General features: G+C 38.3%; 20 protein-coding genes and 1 tRNA gene. 8 read left to right on the top strand and 13 right to left on the bottom strand.

Annotated features, from left to right (window positions below):
* Positions 1-20: 20 nt before the first annotated feature.
* Positions 21-1,223, bottom strand: a complete 1,203-nt coding sequence (locus R2Q66_RS06215) for a pyridoxal phosphate-dependent aminotransferase (protein WP_316747137.1) — start codon at positions 1,221-1,223, stop codon at positions 21-23.
* Positions 1,224-1,285: 62 nt separating this feature from the next.
* Positions 1,286-1,678 (bottom strand): DUF1573 domain-containing protein, encoded by a 393-nt coding sequence (locus R2Q66_RS06210; protein WP_316747136.1) that lies wholly within the window; start codon positions 1,676-1,678, stop codon positions 1,286-1,288.
* 132 nt (positions 1,679-1,810) lie between these two features.
* Here R2Q66_RS06210 and R2Q66_RS06205 point away from each other — a divergent pair, with 132 nt between their 5' ends.
* Entirely contained in the window at positions 1,811-4,234 is a 2,424-nt protein-coding gene (locus R2Q66_RS06205; protein ID WP_316747135.1) for a thiamine pyrophosphate-dependent enzyme, read from the top strand.
* Positions 4,235-4,372: 138 nt separating this feature from the next.
* Here the strand turns inward: R2Q66_RS06205 and aroC are convergent, their stop codons facing one another.
* From aroC to R2Q66_RS06175, 6 genes are all read right to left on the bottom strand, one after another.
* Positions 4,373-5,467 (bottom strand): chorismate synthase, encoded by a 1,095-nt coding sequence (aroC, locus tag R2Q66_RS06200; protein WP_316747134.1) that lies wholly within the window; start codon positions 5,465-5,467, stop codon positions 4,373-4,375.
* Between the two features lie 24 nt (positions 5,468-5,491).
* Complete coding sequence (locus R2Q66_RS06195; RefSeq protein WP_316747133.1) at positions 5,492-6,745, bottom strand: 3-phosphoshikimate 1-carboxyvinyltransferase; 1,254 nt, start codon at positions 6,743-6,745, stop codon at positions 5,492-5,494.
* Between the two features lie 2 nt (positions 6,746-6,747).
* Complete coding sequence (locus tag R2Q66_RS06190) at positions 6,748-7,887, bottom strand: chorismate mutase (protein ID WP_265841978.1); 1,140 nt, start codon at positions 7,885-7,887, stop codon at positions 6,748-6,750.
* A gap of 49 nt (positions 7,888-7,936) precedes the next feature.
* On the bottom strand, positions 7,937-8,773 hold the full coding sequence (locus R2Q66_RS06185; RefSeq protein ID WP_316747132.1) for a prephenate dehydratase: 837 nt from the start codon (positions 8,771-8,773) through the stop codon (positions 7,937-7,939).
* 405 nt (positions 8,774-9,178) lie between these two features.
* Positions 9,179-10,243, bottom strand: a complete 1,065-nt coding sequence (aroB, locus tag R2Q66_RS06180; protein WP_316747131.1) for a 3-dehydroquinate synthase — start codon at positions 10,241-10,243, stop codon at positions 9,179-9,181.
* Positions 10,243-10,449 (bottom strand): RNA-binding S4 domain-containing protein, encoded by a 207-nt coding sequence (locus R2Q66_RS06175; RefSeq protein ID WP_265842157.1) that lies wholly within the window; start codon positions 10,447-10,449, stop codon positions 10,243-10,245. Before R2Q66_RS06175 ends, aroB begins: the two co-directional genes overlap by 1 nt.
* 97 nt (positions 10,450-10,546) lie before the next feature.
* Between R2Q66_RS06175 and R2Q66_RS06170 the strand changes: the two genes are divergently transcribed.
* The gene (locus R2Q66_RS06170) at positions 10,547-11,731 is read left to right on the top strand and encodes a proline dehydrogenase family protein (protein ID WP_316747130.1); all 1,185 of its coding nucleotides are present in this window, start codon (positions 10,547-10,549) and stop codon (positions 11,729-11,731) included.
* Between the two features lie 102 nt (positions 11,732-11,833).
* Here the strand turns inward: R2Q66_RS06170 and R2Q66_RS06165 are convergent, their stop codons facing one another.
* From R2Q66_RS06165 to R2Q66_RS06155, 3 genes are all read right to left on the bottom strand, one after another.
* On the bottom strand, positions 11,834-13,339 hold the full coding sequence (locus R2Q66_RS06165) for a catalase (protein WP_316747129.1): 1,506 nt from the start codon (positions 13,337-13,339) through the stop codon (positions 11,834-11,836).
* Positions 13,340-13,452: 113 nt separating this feature from the next.
* Positions 13,453-13,770, bottom strand: coding sequence for a DUF962 domain-containing protein (locus R2Q66_RS06160; RefSeq protein ID WP_316747128.1), 318 nt, complete (start codon positions 13,768-13,770; stop codon positions 13,453-13,455).
* A 50-nt stretch (positions 13,771-13,820) separates the two neighbouring features.
* On the bottom strand, positions 13,821-14,456 hold the full coding sequence (locus tag R2Q66_RS06155) for an HAD family phosphatase (RefSeq protein WP_316747127.1): 636 nt from the start codon (positions 14,454-14,456) through the stop codon (positions 13,821-13,823).
* A 261-nt stretch (positions 14,457-14,717) separates the two neighbouring features.
* Here R2Q66_RS06155 and R2Q66_RS06150 point away from each other — a divergent pair.
* Together R2Q66_RS06150 and R2Q66_RS06145 are read left to right on the top strand one after the other, a co-directional pair.
* Positions 14,718-14,791 (top strand) — tRNA-Ile (locus R2Q66_RS06150).
* 182 nt (positions 14,792-14,973) lie between these two features.
* Positions 14,974-16,275, top strand: a complete 1,302-nt coding sequence (locus R2Q66_RS06145) for a site-specific integrase (protein WP_316747126.1) — start codon at positions 14,974-14,976, stop codon at positions 16,273-16,275.
* A 357-nt stretch (positions 16,276-16,632) separates the two neighbouring features.
* Here the strand turns inward: R2Q66_RS06145 and R2Q66_RS06140 are convergent, their stop codons facing one another.
* Entirely contained in the window at positions 16,633-17,235 is a 603-nt protein-coding gene (locus R2Q66_RS06140; RefSeq protein WP_316747125.1) for a hypothetical protein, read from the bottom strand.
* A gap of 236 nt (positions 17,236-17,471) precedes the next feature.
* Here R2Q66_RS06140 and R2Q66_RS06135 point away from each other — a divergent pair, with 236 nt between their 5' ends.
* Positions 17,472-18,131 (top strand): TetR/AcrR family transcriptional regulator, encoded by a 660-nt coding sequence (locus R2Q66_RS06135; protein WP_316747124.1) that lies wholly within the window; start codon positions 17,472-17,474, stop codon positions 18,129-18,131.
* 195 nt (positions 18,132-18,326) lie between these two features.
* On the opposite strand, the gene R2Q66_RS06130 is transcribed toward R2Q66_RS06135, so the two are convergent.
* Entirely contained in the window at positions 18,327-18,764 is a 438-nt protein-coding gene (locus R2Q66_RS06130; protein WP_222538793.1) for a helix-turn-helix domain-containing protein, read from the bottom strand.
* Positions 18,765-19,022: 258 nt separating this feature from the next.
* On the opposite strand from R2Q66_RS06130, the gene R2Q66_RS06125 reads away from it, so the two are divergent.
* From R2Q66_RS06125 to R2Q66_RS06115, 3 genes are read left to right on the top strand one after another with little or no spacing between them, the layout of a single operon-like run.
* Entirely contained in the window at positions 19,023-19,376 is a 354-nt protein-coding gene (locus R2Q66_RS06125; RefSeq protein ID WP_316747123.1) for a hypothetical protein, read from the top strand.
* Positions 19,373-19,774: a hypothetical protein gene (locus tag R2Q66_RS06120; protein ID WP_316747122.1), complete on the top strand. Its 402-nt coding sequence runs from the start codon at positions 19,373-19,375 to the stop codon at positions 19,772-19,774. Before R2Q66_RS06125 ends, R2Q66_RS06120 begins: the two co-directional genes overlap by 4 nt.
* Positions 19,764-20,219 carry a hypothetical protein gene (locus tag R2Q66_RS06115; RefSeq protein ID WP_316747121.1) on the top strand — a complete coding sequence of 152 codons (456 nt, stop codon included), beginning with the start codon at positions 19,764-19,766 and terminating at the stop codon, positions 20,217-20,219. Before R2Q66_RS06120 ends, R2Q66_RS06115 begins: the two co-directional genes overlap by 11 nt.
* Positions 20,220-20,221 lie beyond the last annotated feature (2 nt).

Genomic DNA, 20,221 nt, shown 5'->3' with positions numbered 1-20,221 from the left:
GTAACACAAATCTACGAAATTTATGCCATAGTTCTACCAGGATATTGTTTTAATGCAATTTCAAGACAGTCCATAGACTTATTAATATCATCCGTATTTAACACGTATGCCATTCTCACTTCGTTTTTTCCGGAACCTGGAGTAGAGTAGAATCCTGTAGCAGGAGCCATCATAACTGTCTGTCCTTCATGTTCAAAGCTTTCCAGCATCCACTGACAAAATACATCAGCATCATCAATCGGGAACTTCGCTACCACGTAAAATGCACCACCTGGATTCGGACAAAAAACACCTTCAATAGCGTTTAATCTTTTTACAATAGTGTCTCTGCGAAGCGTATATTCTTTGTTTACAGCTTCAAAATAACTATCAGGAGTATCCACAGCTGCGGTACCAGCAATTTGTTCCACCATACCCGGACTTAACCTTGCTTGTGCAAATTTTAATCCCGATTGGATCACTTCCTTGTTTTTAGTAATTAAACAACCTAATCTTGCGCCACAAGCACTGTATCTTTTTGAAACAGTATCCAGAACAACAACATTTTCATCCAGACCGTCTAAGTGCATTGGAGAGATAAACTCTTTTCCATCGTAGCAGAACTCGCGGTAAGCCTCATCAGAGAATAAGAATAAATCGTATTTCAGACAAAGTTCTTTCAAGGCCTCTAATTCTTCTCTTGAATATAAATAACCAGTAGGGTTATTCGGGTTACAAATGATGATTGCTTTGGTACGAGGCGTGATTAATTTCTCAAACTCAGCGATAGGAGGAAGGGCAAAGCCATTCTCAATATGCGATAAGATCGGTTTTACCACCACATTGCTCATACAGGCAAAGCCATTGTAATTTGCATAGAAAGGTTCTGGAATAATGATCTCATCACCTTCATTTACGCAGGTTTGCATCGCGATAGTAATCGCCTCAGAGCCACCAACAGTTACTAAAATATCTGCAGGAGTGATGTTATAACCTAATTTATTATAGTATTCTGCTAATTTGGTTCGGTAAGCAAGTGTTCCTTCTGATGGGGTATAAGCCCAAACATCGAAATCTATGTTTTTGATGGCATTTAACATGCCTTCTGGTGTAGCTATATCTGGTTGTCCAATGTTTAAATGAAAGACTTTTTTGCCCTCTTTTTTTGCCTGGTCAGCAAATGGAGTTAGCTTTCTGATTGGTGATGCGGGCATTTGAACCCCTTTTTCTGAAATGTTAGGCATATCGCAAAAATAAAAGACCTCGTTGTAGAACGAGGTCTTAATAAAAAATATCGTTTATAAAATTACTTAGTTGGAGCAGCTACAGTTTCACCTTTAATGTATAAAACTTTAGTAGTGGTTTTAGCGTTTGAAGTGATCGTAATCGCTTTGCTAAATGGCATTGCAGCACCAGTTGGGTTATAAGTAACTTTAATTGTACCCGCTTCTCCTTTTTTAATTGGAACCTGGGTGTATTCAGGAACAGTACAACCACAAGTAGTCTCTACTTTTGAAATGATTAGTGGTTGATCTCCAGTGTTAACAAACTTAAATTCAATCGTTGCAGCTTTATTAACAGGGATTTTACCAAAATCGTTCAGCTCCTTGTCAAATTTGAACTCAGCTGGTTTTGTTTGAGCGTTAGTAGCAACACTTACTCCTAAAATTAATGTAAATAATAGTAATAACTTTTTCATGATTATGGTGATTTAAAGCAAATTTAAACTTTTGATTCATAAATCAAAAAGTATTCCAATATATAAATTACAGAACAGCCATAAGTCATACTTTAGATTTTATGTATCTTTGCGACCTAACTAATATTGCTTATGATGCCGGATATTACACCTACTACCAATCCTATTGACGCTTCAGAGTTAAGTTTTGAGGACTTTAAGACTATTGTGGTAAACGATTATAAAATAGCTTTCGAAAGTAGACAAGCCAGTTTATTAGGTCGTAAGGAGGTTTTAACGGGCAAGGCGAAGTTTGGTATTTTTGGTGATGGAAAGGAAATTCCTCAGATTGCCATGGCCAAAGCCTTTAAGAATGGAGATTGGCGCTCTGGATATTACAGAGACCAGACTTTTGCATTTGCTACAGGCATTTGTACCATCAAAGAATTTTTTGCCCAATTATACGCCAACCCTAGTGTGGAAGCTGAACCTGCATCCGCAGGCAGACAAATGAACTGTCACTTTGCAAACCGTACCATTGATGAGGACGGAAACTGGAAAGATCAGACAGCCATGAAAAACTGCTCTTCAGATATTGCTCCTACAGGTGCGCAAATGGCTAGATTAGTCGGATTAGCTTATGCTTCCAAATTATTCAGACAAAATGAAGAACTGGATTACCTGAAAAACTTCTCCGTAAAAGGAAATGAAGTGGCTTTCGGAACAATTGGTAACGCTTCTACTTCTGAAGGTATCTTTTTTGAAGCCATCAACGCAGCCGGAGTATTGCAAATCCCAATGGCCATCTCTATCTGGGACGATGGTTACGGAATTTCTGTGCCTGCAAAATATCAGACTACCAAAGAAGACATTTCCGAAATACTCAAAGGCTTCCAAAGAGATGAAAATGGTGATGGATATGAGATTTATAAAGTAAGAGGCTGGGATTATCCTGCCTTATGTGAAACCTACCAAAGAGCGATCGATGCATGCCGTACAGAACATGTCCCTGTAATGATCCACGTAACTGAGGTGACACAACCACAGGGACATTCTACTTCTGGTTCTCATGAGCGCTATAAAGATAAAGCGCGTTTAGAATGGGAAAAAGAGTACGATTGTATCGTTCAGATGCGTAAATGGATGATCGAATCAGCCATTATCTCTGAAGAAGAACTTGTGGAAATCGAAAACACGGCTAAGAAAATGGTTCGTGATACCCAAAAAGAAGCATGGGATGAATTCCTTGCCGATATAAAAACTGAAAAAGACCAGGCTATTGACCTGATTAATAAGGTCGCTAACGGAAATCCTGCAATCACCAAAATTACCGCGCAATTGGCCAGTACGCCGGATGCAATGCGTAAAGAAGTGATCTCTTCCGCCAGAAAAGCATTGCGCTTAACCGTTCAAAACTTATCAGCGGAAAGAACAGAATTACTGGAATGGTACACGGAACAAAGTGAACTTAACGCCGAAAGATATAATTCGAAACTATTTACCGACGGAAAAGAAAGCCCGTTCTTAGTTAAGGAATTGCCTGCTGAGTACAACGATTCCAGCAAAATGATAGATGGCCGCGAATTGCTAAACGCTTGTTTTGATGCCAACTTTGGCCGCGATCCAAGATTAGTGGCTTTCGGGGAAGATTTAGGTGCTATTGGTGATGTAAATCAGGGTTTTGCTGGTCTACAGGCTAAGTATGGCGATTTAAGAATTACCGATACCGGAATCAGAGAAATGACTATTGTTGGACAGGGAATCGGATTGGCAATGAGAGGTTTAAGACCAATCGCTGAAATTCAATACCTGGATTACCTGTTATTCGCCCTGAATGTATTGTCTGATGACTTGGCAAGTTTATCATACCGCACCAAAGCCGGACAAAAAGCACCGGTAATCATCAGAACCCGCGGACATAGACTGGAAGGCGTATGGCACTCCGGATCTCCAATGGGACTGATTCTTGGTTCATTGCGTGGATTACACATCTGTGTACCCCGTAATATGACACAAGCTGCGGGTATGTACAATACCTTGTTCAGATCTGACGAACCTGCTTTAGTCATCGAATGCCTTAACGGTTATAGATTAAAAGAGAAACTTCCTGAAAATGTTGGCGATTTTACCGTTCCATTAGGTAAAGCAGAGCTGATTAAAAAAGGATCAGATATCACGATTGTTTCTTACGGATCAACATTGAGAGTGGTAGAAGAAGCCGCAGAAGAACTGGCTAATTTTGGTATTTCTGTAGAGATCGTCGATCCTCAGACTTTACTGCCTTTTGATATCGATAAACTTTGTGCGCAATCCTTAACTAAAACCAATAAACTATTGGTCGTAGATGAAGATGTGCCGGGTGGTGGATCTGCTTTTATCTTACAACAGATTTTAGAAGAACAAAAAGGTTATTATAGCCTGGATGCACAGCCAAAAACGATCAGTGCCAAAGCACATCGTCCTCCGTATGGTTCTGATGGTGATTATTTCACTAAACCTTCTGTAGATGATATCGTAGAAACTGTTTATCAAATGATGCACGAACATAATGCAGCTAAGTTTCCAGCTATATTTTAATCGCTCAATGAAGCTTCCTTTTTAAGAAGTTACGATCATAAAAGCGACTGTAATAGTCATAAAAAAAAAGGTGTTCCTCAACAGAACACCTTTTTTTATGACTCATTTGTTGATCAGCATGAAAGCCAATCAATTCAATTAATCCAGTTTACTGCTTTTATTTCTAAGTAACTGATCTGCTAATACCAAAGCTGCCATGGCTTCTACAATCACAACTGCACGTGGTACCACACATGGATCATGACGACCTTTCCCTTTAATTTCTGCGGCTTCACCAGCTGCATTAATGGTCTGTTGGTTGTGCATAATCGTTGCTACCGGCTTAAATGCAACTGTAAAGTCGATCTCCATCCCGTTAGCGATACCTCCCTGAATTCCTCCGGAGAAGTTAGTTAATGTTTTAGGCTGATCTTTTCCGACAAGGAAGATGTCATTATGTTCCGATCCTCTCATTTCGCTTCCGCTAAATCCTGAACCGTATTCGAAACCATGTACCGCATTGATGCTCAACATCGCTTTTCCAAGGTCTGCATGTAACTTATCAAAAACAGGTTCGCCTAAGCCAACCGGACAGTTTCTAATGATACAGCTTACTTTTCCACCAATAGTATCACCATCTTTTCTAATCTCATCAATACATTCGATCATTTCCTTTGCCGTAGCCGGATCTGCGCAACGTACAATATTCTCTTCTCTGACAGCTAATAGCTCATCAACAGATAAAGAAGCTTCCAGATTTGGCGCATTAATCTTACCTACTGCGGATACATGAGCAAAGATTTCAATACCATGGTGTTTTAAAAACAACTTGGCAATGGCACCAGCAGCAACGCGTGCGGCAGTTTCTCTGGCAGAGGAACGGCCACCACCACGGTGATCGCGGATACCATACTTCGCATCATACGTGTAATCAGCATGAGAAGGACGGTAAACATCGGTATTGTGACTGTAATCTTTACTGCGTTGATCTTCATTCGGAATCAGCATTGCAATAGGAGTACCGGTACTTTTACCCTCAAATACACCAGAAAGAATCTGAACAGTATCACTTTCCTTTCTTTGCGTAGTGATTTTTGATTGTCCGGGTCTGCGCTTGTCCAGTTCCGACTGAATAAACTCCAGATCTATGGGCAATTGTGCCGGACAGCCATCTAAAATAACACCAATAGCTGCACCATGTGATTCGCCAAAAGTGCTGATGCGAAATAATTGTCCGAATGTATTACCTGCCATTTTTAGTTTTTTTTATAGGTTAATTTAAATCACTGTAACTGTAAATCCTGCTTTTTCCAGGTCTTTCCAAAAGTCAGGGTATGATTTCTCTACCACATCCATTTCTTCCAGTACCACTTCTTTGATCAGCAAACTTAGCGGAGCAAAAGCCATCGCCATGCGGTGATCTTCGTAAGTACCGAAAGTAACGCGCTCAGGGAAATGAAGGTTTTCGCAGTTTAAAGTATAAACAAGGTTGTCCTCATTTAAAGTTACACCAATTTTTGCAAGTTCATTTTGTAAAGCTTTAACACGGTCAGTTTCCTTAATTTTTAAAGTCTCCAGTCCGGTGAAAGCTAGATTTTGCTTTAAAGCAGCCGCGCAAACGATAATCGTTTGTGCTAAATCCGGACAATCTTTAAGGTCTAAAACCTCATCGCCAAAATCTTTATCTGTAGAGGAAAGTGTAATTCCTTCAGCGGTAGTTGCAGTTTTTACACCAAAAGCAGTCATGATAGACCTGATGCGGCTATCGCCCTGCAAGCTTTTTTCCTTTAAATAAGGCAGCGAGATTTCTGCTTTCGAAGCCAGACAAGCAATGCTGTACCAGTAAGAAGCAGCGCTCCAATCTGGTTCAACTACTAACGTTGCAGGCTTAAAAGGTTGTGGTTTGATGCTGATATTCTGGCCATCCCAGGCATGACTAATGCCAGCTTCCTGCAACATATTCAAGGTCATGTTTACATAAGGAAGGGAAGTTAATTCGCCTTCAATCTGTAAGGTAAGGCCCTGTTCCAATGTTGGGGCAATCATTAACAAAGCAGAGATATACTGACTGCTAATGTCACCTTTAATTTTTACGGTAGCTGTGGTTTGTTTTAAGGGGCCTTGAATATTCAATGGCGGAAAGCCATCTTTTTCAGCATAGCTGATATCGGCGCCTACTGCTTTTAAAGCTTCTGCCAGAATACCGATCGGACGTTGTTTCATTCTTTCAGTACCAGTCAGCAAAAACTGCCCTGGAAGGGTGGGAAGGTAAGCCGTTAAAAAGCGCATGGCAGTACCCGCAGGTCCCACATCAACGGTTTGTTGATGTGGAGTTGCGGTTGAAATCTGATTTAAGATGCGTTCAAGTGTAACGGAATCGGCAGCGATAGACATATTCTCTACTTTAACCGCTCCTTTACTTGAAGCACTAATGATTAATGCCCTGTTGCACTCGCTTTTTGAACCCGTAAGGGTGATCTCTGTATGGATTTCTGTGTTTCCGGTAAAAGAAACAAGTGCATGCTTACTCATTCTTAAGATTTAACTTCTGTATGTGTTTCTGCTGCAATGCCTTTTTCTGCTTTGCCAGCATTCATAATTTCTGTTTGCTTGCGGATAGACTCACCGTGAACCAATTCTAAGAATTTCTCAGTGAAGTTCAAGTCTAATTTCAAGGCTTTTGCAAATGCTTTTCCTTTGTTCATGATAGAATCCCAACGGTTAACTTGTAAGATCGTTACTTGATTATCACGTTTGAACTCACCAATTTTACCTACGATCGCCATACGCTCACCTAGTTTCTGTAACAATTGATCATCGATTTTGTCGATTTGCTTACGTAAGTCAGCCAATTGATCTACAAATACTTCGTTTTGAGATTCTGGTTCACGAACAGTTAAACGCTCTACTAACTCGCTTAAAGCAGCAGGAGTAACTTGTTGTTTTGCATCTGTCCAGGCTACTGAAGGATCAACATGTGACTCAATCATTAGACCTTGCATGTCTAAATCAAGCGCTTTTTGTGAGATGTAAGGGATTAATTCGCGGTTACCGCAGATATGACTTGGATCATTGATGATCGGAAGATCAGGACATAATGTTTTCAATTGAATAGCAAGTTCCCACATTGGTTCGTTACGGAACGAGCTTTTCTCGAATGAAGAGAAACCACGGTGAATAGCACCTAATTTAGTGATACCAGCACCATTGATACGCTCTAATGCGCCAATCCATAACTGAAGATCAGGATTAACAGGGTTTTTTACCAATACCGGAACGTCAACACCTCTTAAAGCGTCAGCAATTTCCTGTACACAGAATGGATTTACAGTTGAACGTGCACCAATCCAAAGGATGTCTACACCAGCGGCTAAAGCTTCTTCCACATGTTTTGCATTGGCAACTTCTACTGCTGTAGGTAAGCCTGTTTCTGCTTTAGCTCTTTTTAACCACTCTAATCCGATGCTTCCGATACCTTCGAATTCTCCCGGACGGGTACGTGGCTTCCAGATACCAGCTCTAAGTACAGATACTTTACCTGTAGCAGCTAATAAATGTGCCGTAGTTAATAATTGCTCTTCAGTTTCTGCACTACATGGTCCTGAAATGATTAGTGGTTCGTTGTTGGTGTTCAACCAAGTACTGATTGGCTGGATGTTCAATTGTAATTTCATCTTTTTTGGGGTTTAATGTTTGTATGTTTTATGAAGGGTTATCTATTTATTATACTTTATCGTTTCTCATGTATTCTCCCATGATATTGAAGTTTACCGTGTATTTTAAGGTCTGACGGATCGCTTTGTCGTATTGCTCATTGTTCGTCCATTCCATATCTACGTAGAAGTAGTACTCATTTCTCTTTCCAAGAACAGGCATACTCTGGATTTTTGTTAAGTTCACATCCTGCTCTGCGAAGATGTTAAGGACTTTAGATAAGGCACCAACATGGTTACCTACCTGGAAGCAGATCGACGCTTTATTGATTTCCGCCAGATCATCTGTTTTGTCTTTTTTTAGCACAAGGAAACGGGTATAATTCTTTTTGTTGGACTCGATTCTTCTTTCGATGATGTTTAGTCCGTATAATTCTGCAGCTAAAGTATTTGCGATAGCTACTGTATCTGTTAATTGCTCTTCTTTAATGCGTTTTGCACAAGCCGCTGTATCGTTACTTTCAATCACCTGAATGTTTGGAAAGTCGTCGAAGAAATCTACACACTGACGAATCGCAATCGGGTGGGAAGTTGCATACTTAATGTCCTCAAATTTAACACCAGGTAAAGCCATCAGGTGCAATTGAATCGGCAGGTAAACTTCACCAACGATTGCGAAATTGTATTCGCGGATCAGGGTGTAATTTGGTAAAAGACTTCCTGCAATAGAGTTTTCAATAGCCATGATCACAAAATCAGACTGCTTATTTTCCAGGCTTTCACAAGTCTGCTTAAAAGAATTACATTCTATGGTTTCAATATCTTTTCCGAAGAACTTGAAAGCGGCTTCTTCATGAAATGACGCTTTAATACCTTGAATTGCTACTCTTGTTTTTTTCTGTTTCATTTTGCCTGATTGAATTTTCTGTGGTTCTTTAAGCTTTGCGGAAGAGGTGTTGTAATTTGCTTCTGCGGGTTTAAATTTTTGGGTTAAAAAAAAAGTCCCGGCTTTAGGCCGGGACTTTTCATATACACTCTTATCTTATGATTCATGTTGCATATCAGTCCCGGCTCTTACTAAAATAGTAAAAGTAACCAAACCAATATGTAGTAACATTTTTCATCTCGATTGTTTTTTCGTTTTCGTTTTTCCAAATGTACTAACAAAATTTAATTTGTCAATACTTTCTTTAAAAAAATTATTTATGGTGTATCGGGTGTTATTTGTTGTCTTACAAAACATTAGCTGTTTTTGCTCAAAAGTACCCGGTATTTTTTTTCTAAAAAACGCAGTTAAAATAGTTTCTGCGCCTTATTTAGCCTGATTATTATAGTATGCTAAAGCATCCAGAATATGCTGTTCCGTAACGATACAATTATAATCACAAGCACCTGTTTTACTCAGTAAAGAGAACATAATTTGTCCATGTTCGTTCTTTTTATCACTCTGCATGAATCCTAAAAGGTCAGTAAAGCTCTCTTTTTTGATGTGATATGCAGGGTAAATACTTAAGATATATCCGGTAATGTCGGCTAATTCTTCTTTAGAAAGGGTGTTGTTTGTGCTTGATAAATAAGCTTCCGCAACCATTCCTATCGCGATAGCTTCCCCATGGGTAAGCGGCGCTTTATCATTGATCAGGGCATAACTTTCTACTGCATGACCAATCGTATGACCAAAGTTTAAGATTTTACGACGACCTTTTTCCTGAGGATCCTCAGTAACCACCACATTCTTGATTTCTACCGAACGGTGAACCTCAATCGGAGCGATGTTTTTATAGTCAGCAGCCTTTAAACGCTCATAATAATCAGCATCTACAATCAAACCATGTTTAATCATTTCCGCAAATCCGGATAGCAATTCTCTTTCAGGAAGTGTTTTCAGGAAGGCCGTTTCGATAAATACCGCTTGTGGAAGGGCAAAAGTACCCACCATATTCTTTACATTATCAATGTCGATACCCGTTTTACCGCCTACAGAAGCATCTACCTGCGCCAGTAAAGTGGTTGGAATATTGATGAAATCAATGCCTCTTTTATAAGTTGAAGCAATGAAACCACCCATATCTGTAATCACACCTCCACCGAGGTTGATCATCAAACATTTGCGATCTGCTTCAAAATCTAATAAGGTCTTCCAGATACCAATACAAAAATCAATGTTTTTGTTCTCTTCTCCAGGATCGGTTTCAATCAGGTCGAAGTTGGAATAATCGTCCATCATTCCTTGTAATAAAGGCAGACAAAATTCCGAAGTATTCCGGTCTACGAAGATAAATACCTTGCTGTAGTTACCTTCTTCTATGATTTGTGCTAATGGCGCAAGTTCCGATTCGAAATGAATGTTATGGCCTGAGCTTTCTATAACGTTCATTAAATTACCTTTATTTGCTGACCCATAAAGCTGATTACGTCGCCTACGCGCACTTTCAATCGCTTACGAAAGTCTACTTTACCATTATATTTTACCAAACCGTCTTCTACAACTGTTTGTGCTTCGCCACCACTTTGTACTAGTGAAGTTGCTTTTAGCAACTGAATGAGTGGAATAAACTCACCTTCTAATTTGAATTCTATCATTATACCTGCAAATTTACAATTATTTATAAAGCGTTGTACCATGGATAGCCGTGGAATTTATACTTTTGCATGCAATATGACTAACCATACGACTTAAATGGAACTTTCCCCCAAAAAAACACTAAACTTTGACAACACTGAGGTTGCTTTCCGTAACCAATCAAATTCAGATCTAAACGCTGGATATTGGCTTTTTAAAGTAATCAGTAGTAATTTTCTAACAAAAGTTGGTCCTCCAATCACCAATTTTTTCCTGAACATAGGCTTGCCTATTAAATCAATCATCAAGGCAACTATTTTTAAACATTTTTGTGGCGGTGAGACAATTGCAGAGTGTGAACGCACCATTGAGCAACTTGCTGTCGGAAATGTAGGTACCATTCTGGATTATTCTGTAGAAGGAGAAGAGGAAGAATCAGTATTTGATTTTACCTGTGAAGAGATCATCAGAACGATTGAAAGAGCGGCTGGCGACAAACGTCTGCCAATCTCTGTATTTAAAGTAACCGGTATCGGTCGTTTCGCATTATTAGAAAAATTAGATGCAAAACAAGCTTTAACAGCTGCCGAAGAAGCAGAATATGCTAAAGTGAAAGCCAGATGCGAAAAGATTTGCAGCGTAGCTTACGATAAAAATGTACCAATCATGGTGGATGCAGAAGAAACCTGGATTCAGGATACCATTGATGAGCTGGCAATTGATATGATGCGTTTATTCAATAGAGAACGTATTATCATTTACAATACTTATCAAATGTACCGTCATGATAAACTAGCTGATATGAAAGCAGATCATTTGATCGCTAAAGCAGCCGGTTATATCCTTGGTGTGAAAATGGTAAGAGGTGCTTACATGGAGAAAGAACGCAGAAGAGCGGAAGAAATGGGTTATTTATCTCCAATTCAACCAACTAAAGCGGCTTCCGACAAAGATTATGACGAATCATTAAACTATTGCATGGCTCATATTGAGGAGATTGCTATTGTTTGTGGTACGCACAATGAAGACAGCTGTAGGGTACTTGCAAACTTGTTAGATAAACACAAGGTAGCGCACAACCATCCTCATGTGTATTTCGCACAATTATTGGGAATGAGTGATAACTTAAGCTTTAACCTTTCTGATGCGGGTTATAATGTAGCTAAATATGTTCCTTACGGGCCAATTAAAGCGGTTATGCCATATCTTTTCAGAAGAGCGCAGGAAAACACTTCTATCGCCGGACAAACGAGCAGAGAGCTTGGTTTGATCATTAAAGAAAAACAACGCAGAAGATTATAATCTGATTATAAATGAAAAACCCCGTCTGATTTTTTTAGACGGGGTTTTTTCATTTGAAAATATCTGAACCCTTAAAGAAGGGTTGCAGATCAGTTTTTTGGATTAATGTTTTTTCGGCATAGCCTGATCTACATCAACACCAAGACCTTTGGCAACCGCCATTCCCAGTTGAATGTCTGCTCTAAAGAAATGACACAATTGTAAATTGACAATCTGTGCTTTTTTAGGGCCGGTAATACCACCCATCGCGCCAACAATATTGTTCACCAGATTGGTTCGGTCTTCCGGACTCAATACCTTGCGGTAAAGATCGCCTGGCTGGGTATAGTGATCATCATCACCAGGACCTGCATTTCTATCGTACCAATCGGCCACGTTAGAATCTAATTCCCAGGCTGGTTCTTTATAGCTTTCATCAGGAATGACATCCCCGAAACTGTTCGGGTAGTAGTTCGGATCATCGTTTCCATTCTCATCAATGCGCATTTGTCCGTCACGGTGGTAATTGTTCACCATAAAAGGACAAGCGTTTACAGGGATTTGCTCGTAGTTTACCCCTAAACGGTAGCGATGTGCATCCGCATAAGACAATATACGCCCCTGGAGCATCTTATCCGGCGAAAAACCAATTCCATCTACCAAATTAGAAGGAGCAAAAGCAGCCTGCTCTACATGGGCAAAGTAATTCCTCGGAATTTGATTTAATTCAAGTACGCCTACATCAATCAGCGGGAAGTCGCCATGTGGCCATACTTTCGTCAGGTCGAAAGGATTCCATCTAAACGTTTTAGATTCCGCTTCCGTCATGATCTGGATTTTCAGGTTCCATTTCGGGAAATCTTTGCGGTCAATTGCCTCTACCAGATCGCGTTGGGAATGGTCCATGTCTTGTGTACGCATGGCATCCGCTTCCGGACCGGTAAAGTTTTTGATGCCTTGTTGTGTTTTAAAGTGGAATTTTACCCATACGCGCTCATTTTCTTTATTGATGAAGGAGTAAGTATGACTTCCAAATCCATCCATGTGACGGAGGGAGTAGGGGGTGCCACGATCAGACATTAAGATCATCACCTGGTGTAAGCTTTCCGGGTTTAGCGACCAGAAATCCCACATCATCGTTGGACTTTTCAAATTTGTTCTTGGATCTCTCTTTTGAGTATGGATGAAATCACTGAATTTCTTAGGGTCTTTGACGAAGAATACCGGTGTGTTGTTGCCAACAAGGTCCCAGTTTCCGTCTTCTGTATAGAATTTAAGTGCAAAACCGCGTGGATCTCTTTCAGAATCGGCACTACCTTTTTCTCCGCCAACGGTAGAGAATCTTAAAAATACTTTGCATTCATTGCCAATCGCTCCGAAGATTTTGGCTTTTGTATAGGTACTGATGTCGTGTGTAACTTTAAAAGTACCATAGGCCCCGGTACCTTTTGCGTGAACTACGCGTTCAGGAATCCTTTCCCTGTTAAAGTGGGCCATCTTTTCATGGAGAATAAAGTCTTGCAATAGCAATGGTCCGCGACTTCCAACAGATTGACTGTTTTCATGTTCAGCATAAGGCCTGCCAGATGCAGTAGTGAGTTTACGCTTGTTCGTATTGTTATTTTCCATAAACGATGATTTAAGTGTTTTATAAATCTATGGATAATACCTATCGGGATCAAACTGTAAATATCTATACTGATATAGAGTTTTTCTATGCAGATAATTGGAGTTGCTTTATTTTATTTCACCTTGAAATCCTGATTTCCGCAGAGCAATTCCCAGAACATTAAAAAGTCGCTGGCCAGACTAAACATCGGATACTTGAAGGTGGATGGCTTGTTTTTCTCGAAAAAGAAATGGCCGATCCAGGCAAATCCGTATCCCAGGAATGGCGTCGCTAAAATGAAACGCCATTCATGAAACAGGATTCCTGTAAATACAGAAAGGATCACGAGGCCTGTTCCTATAAAATGCAACACACGACTGGTTAAATTTGTATGCTCTGTCAAATAGTAGGGATAGAATTCTTTCAGAGTTTTAAACTTTTGTTCAGTCATTGCGATGGATTTTTATTTAGGCCCGCAATTTACGTTTTTTTTGGGAGGCATTAAAGGATATCGTGCTCCATTAATACTTCTTCGAGGTGTTTCGGGTGCTTTGTCATCAATAAAGTCTGCATACCTGCTGCTTTTGCGCCAACCAGGTGCTGCGGACTGTCGTCAATAAACAAAGTCTCTTCCGGATTGAGGTTGTTCTCTTTCAAAACCTGTTCAAATATCTCCACATGTGGTTTTCTTAAGAACATTTTTTGAGAGTAATACGCTTTTTCAAATAGTCCGCTGTTATCTGGCATATCGAATTCCCTTTTCAGATAATCCAGGATCCAGTTGTAATGGATTTCATTCGTGTTACTCAGCAGAAATGTGCGGTATTTATCCTTCACTTTTAACAAGGTTTCGTGCACATTTTCCGGAACTCCGATCAATAAACTATTCCAGGCAGCATCAATTTGCTCATCTGTGATGTCTTTATTTGAGGATGCCTCGCGTATTCCGGCTCTAAATTCGGCCGGACTGATGGCTGCGGTCTCAAAATTGTTAAAAATATCGTGGTGGCTTTTATGCGCAAAAAAGTCTTCGATATTCTCGATACCAAGTTGTATAAGAGCTTTTTGAGCCCGTTTAAAGTCTATTTCAAAGATAACATTGCCGTAATCGAAGATGATGTTTTTTATTTTTTTCATAGAAACTGTTTCCAAAATTCGATTCAAATATGTAACATTGCATTCGCAAAATCAATAAGATTTTTCAGGGCCGTTAGCTCAGCTGGTTAGAGTAGAAGACTCATAATCTACGGGCTAAAGAATTGAAAATGAGCTTTTTAAGCTTGACATTTTGAAAAGGTTTTAGAGAATTTTCAAAAATTTTTTAAGAAAAAAAAAGATGTTTAGGTCTTAAAAATTTTGTTTAGATTTGCCTCACGCAGGTAGCAAAATAATGCGTACGGGCCTATAGCTCAGTTGGTTAGAGTAGGAGACTCATAATCTCTTGGTCGCTGGTTCGAGCCCAGCTGGGCCCACTATAAAACCGTTCTACAAAGAAATTTGAGGACGGTTTTTTTATTTTTTCTAGCGCTGATTACTGTCAGCAACTATGCCTTCGGGAATGCCCCTGAAAGCAGGTTTTACATAATTTTTTGTTTAACTCCACGTAAAAACGTTACGAAATAGTTACGGTTTTGCGTGCTAACCTAAAAGAATTATGGCAACTGTTAGCGCCAAGGTGTTTGAACACCATAAAAAAACAGATGGAACCTATAACGTAAAAATCTGCGTCCATCACAAAAGTCAAAGAAAGTATTTCGATACTGTTCACTATGTAGTCAAGAAACAGGTAACTGCAAAACTAAAAATCAAGGACAGTTTTGTAAATGATCTAGTCGATGAACAACTCAAAGGCTATCGAAGAATTATTAGTGAACTGGGCGAAAAGCTCAACTACTTCAATGTAGAATCATTAAGCGAATATTTACGCGAAAAAGATGCTGATGTAGATTTTATCAAATTTTGTTCGGAACATATTGCCCAAAGCGACAAGGACGGAAAAAAGGGTACTGCTCATAATCATCGCGTAATACGTAACAGCTTAATTGACTATTTTAAAAGAGAAGCTGTTTCCATAACTGAAATCAATTCAAATATGCTTGTTTCCTATGAGCGTTATTTGAGAAGTGAGCGAACAATGATTCGTCAAAGTGGGCAGAAGAATATCACCAAAGAAACAACAAGCAAAGGTTTGTCAGATAGTGGTCTTTATAATCACATGCGTGATTTACGAACGCTTTTTAATGCTGCTCGAAATATGTACAATAATGAAGACCTAGGTATCAACCGAATAAAGCATTATCCCTTTAAAAAGTATAAAATTGGTTCTACTCCCCTAACTAAAAAGAGAAACAACACATTGGATCAAATAATTGCCATTCGTGATTGCGTAACAAAACCAGGAAGCCGGGCAGAAATGGCAAAGGAACTTTACATGCTTTCGTTTTATTTGTGCGGGATGAATGCCGTAGATTTTTATCATATAACAAAAAGAAATATTAGAAACGGAAGGATAGATTATAACCGATCAAAAACCGAAGATCAGAGAAAGGACGATGCCTTTATCAGTATCAAAATCATTGAGGAAGCCAGACCATTGTTGGAAAAATACGTAGAAAAGCTTTCTACCCGATATGTGGACTCTAATGGTCTAAATAAAGCGCTGGGAATGGGAATGAAACAGCTAAGAAAGATAACGGACATAGAAAAACTTACGCTCTATTGGGCAAGACATAGTTTTGCTACTATAGCCCGTAATTCCTGTAGGATGAGCAGAGACGATGTAGCACAGGCATTAAACCATGTAGATAGCGAGCATAGTACAACCGATATTTACATCGAAAAAGATTGGAATATCGTAGACGATGTACAAATTAAGGTCGTAACCTTATTAAGGCGGTTAGATATGAAGGTAGCTGCAAAAAAGAAGAAAGAAAGATTACTAAAGGAAGCAGCATAAAAAAACACTTGAATGGTTTATTGCTAAACCATTCAAGTGTAATTAATTAATTTAACATCTTAATTTTTAGCATCATGAAAAACCTAATTTTGTTCTTCCTGACCTGTATAATTGGAACTGGAGCTTTTTTGGCTGGTACAACAATGGAAAATCCCTTTCCAGCATTCGTGGTTGCTTTCGGTATCTGGATGCTATTCCTTTATCGAATTGGAAAAAAATAACTTTAAATATTAGCATTTATCGGTTTAATTGTAACCTTTCATACTCAGTTTTACAATTACCTATAAATTCATTTGATTCTGAAACCCCCATTCTATTTCTAAATAGCTTGGAGGTTTCTTTTTGAAACACTTTAGTCTATAAAGGATATACGTCATTGACTTTCAATTTATTATAGTCGTAAGCCCGACTAGAATCAGAAAGAGCCAACTCTTGATAGTATTTATTCGCTAACCCTTTATAACTATTAAATTGCTTTCTACGCACTGTAGTTTGTTTACTGTCAAACATCCAGGATTCATCACCAGTAAACCTATATACTAGCTCTCTGTAGATCTGAGCCCGCAAAATTTTTAAACGAAGATCTTGCATACCATATGTAACGGCATTTTCAACCATCTCTTTTGCTAGAATAAGATTTTCCAAAGCACCTTTCTCTCTCTGGTTTGGTTTTGACTGCACATCATTGGAAAACAAGTATAGGGCTGAACGTATAAAAAGGCTCGTGGTGTCTTTGGGATTTAACTTTAATTTTTTATTTAAACTGTCAATCAAAAGTGTATACTTTTGGATTTGGAATTTCCCAAAAGTTCCATCATCTCTAGTTACCTTTCCATTGACTATCTTTATTGGAAGTTGTGCATGCACATTGCTAATGAAAAATATACATAGCAAGATGATCCCAAGTATTTTAATTTGCGACCTGTGAATTGACATACCCTTAGATTGACATTTCTTCATAAATAATAAAACGTTAAGTAATTGCCAGTGAAACAAGTTATTAATCAAATATACTTTATATCAATTAAAGATACAAAACAGCGGGTTTTACCGCTTTTAGTATATAATTTCTTCTAATTTGGTGTTTAAACGGTAATACTAAAACGCCCATTATTCCTCTTCTTTTTTTAACTGTATTAAATCAATTGGATATTTCCTGCAAAATTTGCAATTTTAATAGGTAATTAGTCGAAAAAATGGACAAACCAAGCAGGAAATATGCAGGACCAATTAGGGACAAAGAACGTACAAAACTCAAACTATTAACCGCTGTAGGCGAAATTATTAAGGAAAAGGGTTATACAGGACTTCGCATCGGTAAAATAGTTGAAAAAGCTAAGGTCGATAGGAAGACACTGTACGATTGTTTTGGAACAGTGGATAAACTTATCGAAACCTACATTAAAGGGAAAGATTATTACCTGGCCTATGAAGATCAAGCAGAAAAATTGGTTAAACAATATACTAACGGTGATGCAAATGAACTTATGAAAACGTTATTGTTAGGCCAATTAGATAACTTTTCCATAAATAAAGAGCAACAAAATATTTTAATGTGGCATCTCAGTGAGGATAATCCCTTGCTCTCAGATATAAGTGCAAAAAGAGAGCGGATCGGCAGTATTTTTCTTAAACTAACAGATAGCGATTTTCAAAACACAGATATTGATATTCGGGCCAGAACGGCTTTACTTGTAGCAGGAATATACTTACTTATGCTGTATAGAAAAAGCAAACAAGAACAGTTTTGCGAAATAGATCTTAATTCAAATGAAGGTATGGAACGTATTAAAGCCTCTATTGCCCAGATGATCGATGAAGCATTTGAGCAAGCTAAAAAAAGCAAACACAAATAATTGCTTCGTGATATATTTGTTAGGCAAACGTTTATTAAAGAATTAAGGCATAGAAAAAGACGGAGGTTATATAAAAATACAATCCCCCGTCAAATTAACGCTCTCCTAACAAACATAGAGATATTATATCTAAACCAAGAGTTTATACCTGGTAAATTTTACTGAAGGTTGAATTTCACTATTTTTTTGGGGAAATTATTTACTTAAGTTTTTAATAAGCTCCTGGATCATTATGTTGGATTTTTCCATAATCTTCACTTTTTCCTGTTCACTTGACACCAGTCGCTCATAAAGTGACTTATTATCTTCCAATGCAATTAAGAATTTATCAACCGGATTAAAGGTGCATTGAAAATTGAAAGTACTATTGTCATAAAAAGAATTGATGTTGTGAATGACATTATCCTCAGTGAATCGTTCTATTGCATCAGGCTCTATTTTCATAATAGCTGCTATTCTTTCAATTGTTGGTCTATCAATCGTCTCCTTTTTCTCCAATCTGGACACCATACCCTGGTTCCAGTTGTCACCAAGCTCATGGGCAATTGTTTCCTGTTTAATATCTAATATATCTCTGAAACGCTTTATGTTGCGTCCATGATGTACTTTAATTTCCTTTTTTATCGTGGGCATAAAACAAATTTAGGGTTTAAATCTCCAATTTAAACACAAAATCGGGAGAATATTCCTGTATAAAAAATGCATATAAAAGGAATATTTTATATAAGAACTGATTTTTTCATCCGAACACTGATAAAATATGAGATTTTCAACATGATAAGCCTATTTTTTTTTGGATTTCTTTAGTTAGCTATAGATTTTATAATTCACAAATAGCAACTGAATTTTGATGGTAACTAACCATTATTAAGAAAACTAAAATATTACTCTATGAAAACTACCATAGAACTCGAACTGCCCGAGGATTTTCGGACGGTTAGCGAGCTATTCAACATTCAGTTGGTCCACACAATAGATGCATTTATAAAGCATGTCACACTCTACAACTTTATTACTAGCCATGATGAAACAGCTAACTCACAGGCAACACAGATCTTTAAAAAATACCATAATACGATTTTAAATACTGACGGAATGAAGGCCGCTCATAAAGCTAAATTGCATGTTGAGCCAGTGAAGAAAGTCGTAAAATTAATCGCTAATGGTTTTGGAGCAAATTCAAACTCATATAAAAAAATAATCTCCGACTGGCATGCCAGCATATATCCAAAAGGCACAATATGAAAACAACTATAAAAATTCAGTTGCCTAAAGATTTTCAGCTTATGTGCGTGCTCATGAGCTGTGAACCAGCAAAGGTTATACAATATTATTTGAATGGCATATCCCTGCCCTGGCAAATGAGCGTACATCCCGAAGACCCGACGGGGATGCGAACAGGATTTTTCCTTAAAAATTCAAAAACCTGCGATACGGAGGAAACACAAGATCTAATTGACGAAATCAATGATGAAGATTTCCACGAGAGATTAGTTTTAATTGTTAAAATGGAAATAGAGCAACCAGAATGTGAGCAACTATTGAGACAGGAAATTAGTAAATGGAGAGATAAGTGTCTGTCCATTAGAAAAGAATTAAAAGGACATGATCCAAACTATACAATTGTAGATTATGGACATTAATATATATATAGCACCCGAATTTGAAATAGCCTGTGATATATTGTACTTGAAACCTGAGGAACTTCTTCAGGCATTCATCGATAACGTTTCGCTCCCTTATTTCAATAGCTCATTGTTTTGTGCTGGGTTTAATATCGAAGACAATCCTGAAAAAATTAGCACTAAGAAAGATATTAAGATGATTGCAACTGAGTTTACAATTGGTCATAGTCACCTTTTTAATCATAGGCTTGTACCAGCTCAAGAAGTGCATAAAGAATACATTAAGAATCTAAAGGAACTCTTAGAGCGGTTAAAGGGAGAACCAAGCCGTGAAAGACGATACCAACTTTTAGTATTTCTGTATGACGATTGGCGCAAGGAAATTATAACTGAAATGAGCGAAAAAGATGCCATTATAGACGTCAAGGCACGAAAAATAAAACTCAGGATAAATTCAAAATAACA

This window comes from Pedobacter gandavensis, from assembly GCF_032677645.1.
Classification (GTDB): Bacteria; Bacteroidota; Bacteroidia; order Sphingobacteriales; family Sphingobacteriaceae; genus Pedobacter; species Pedobacter gandavensis_A.
The sequence above is the reverse complement of the archived record's forward strand: the minus strand, read 5'-3'. Positions and strand labels throughout refer to the sequence as shown.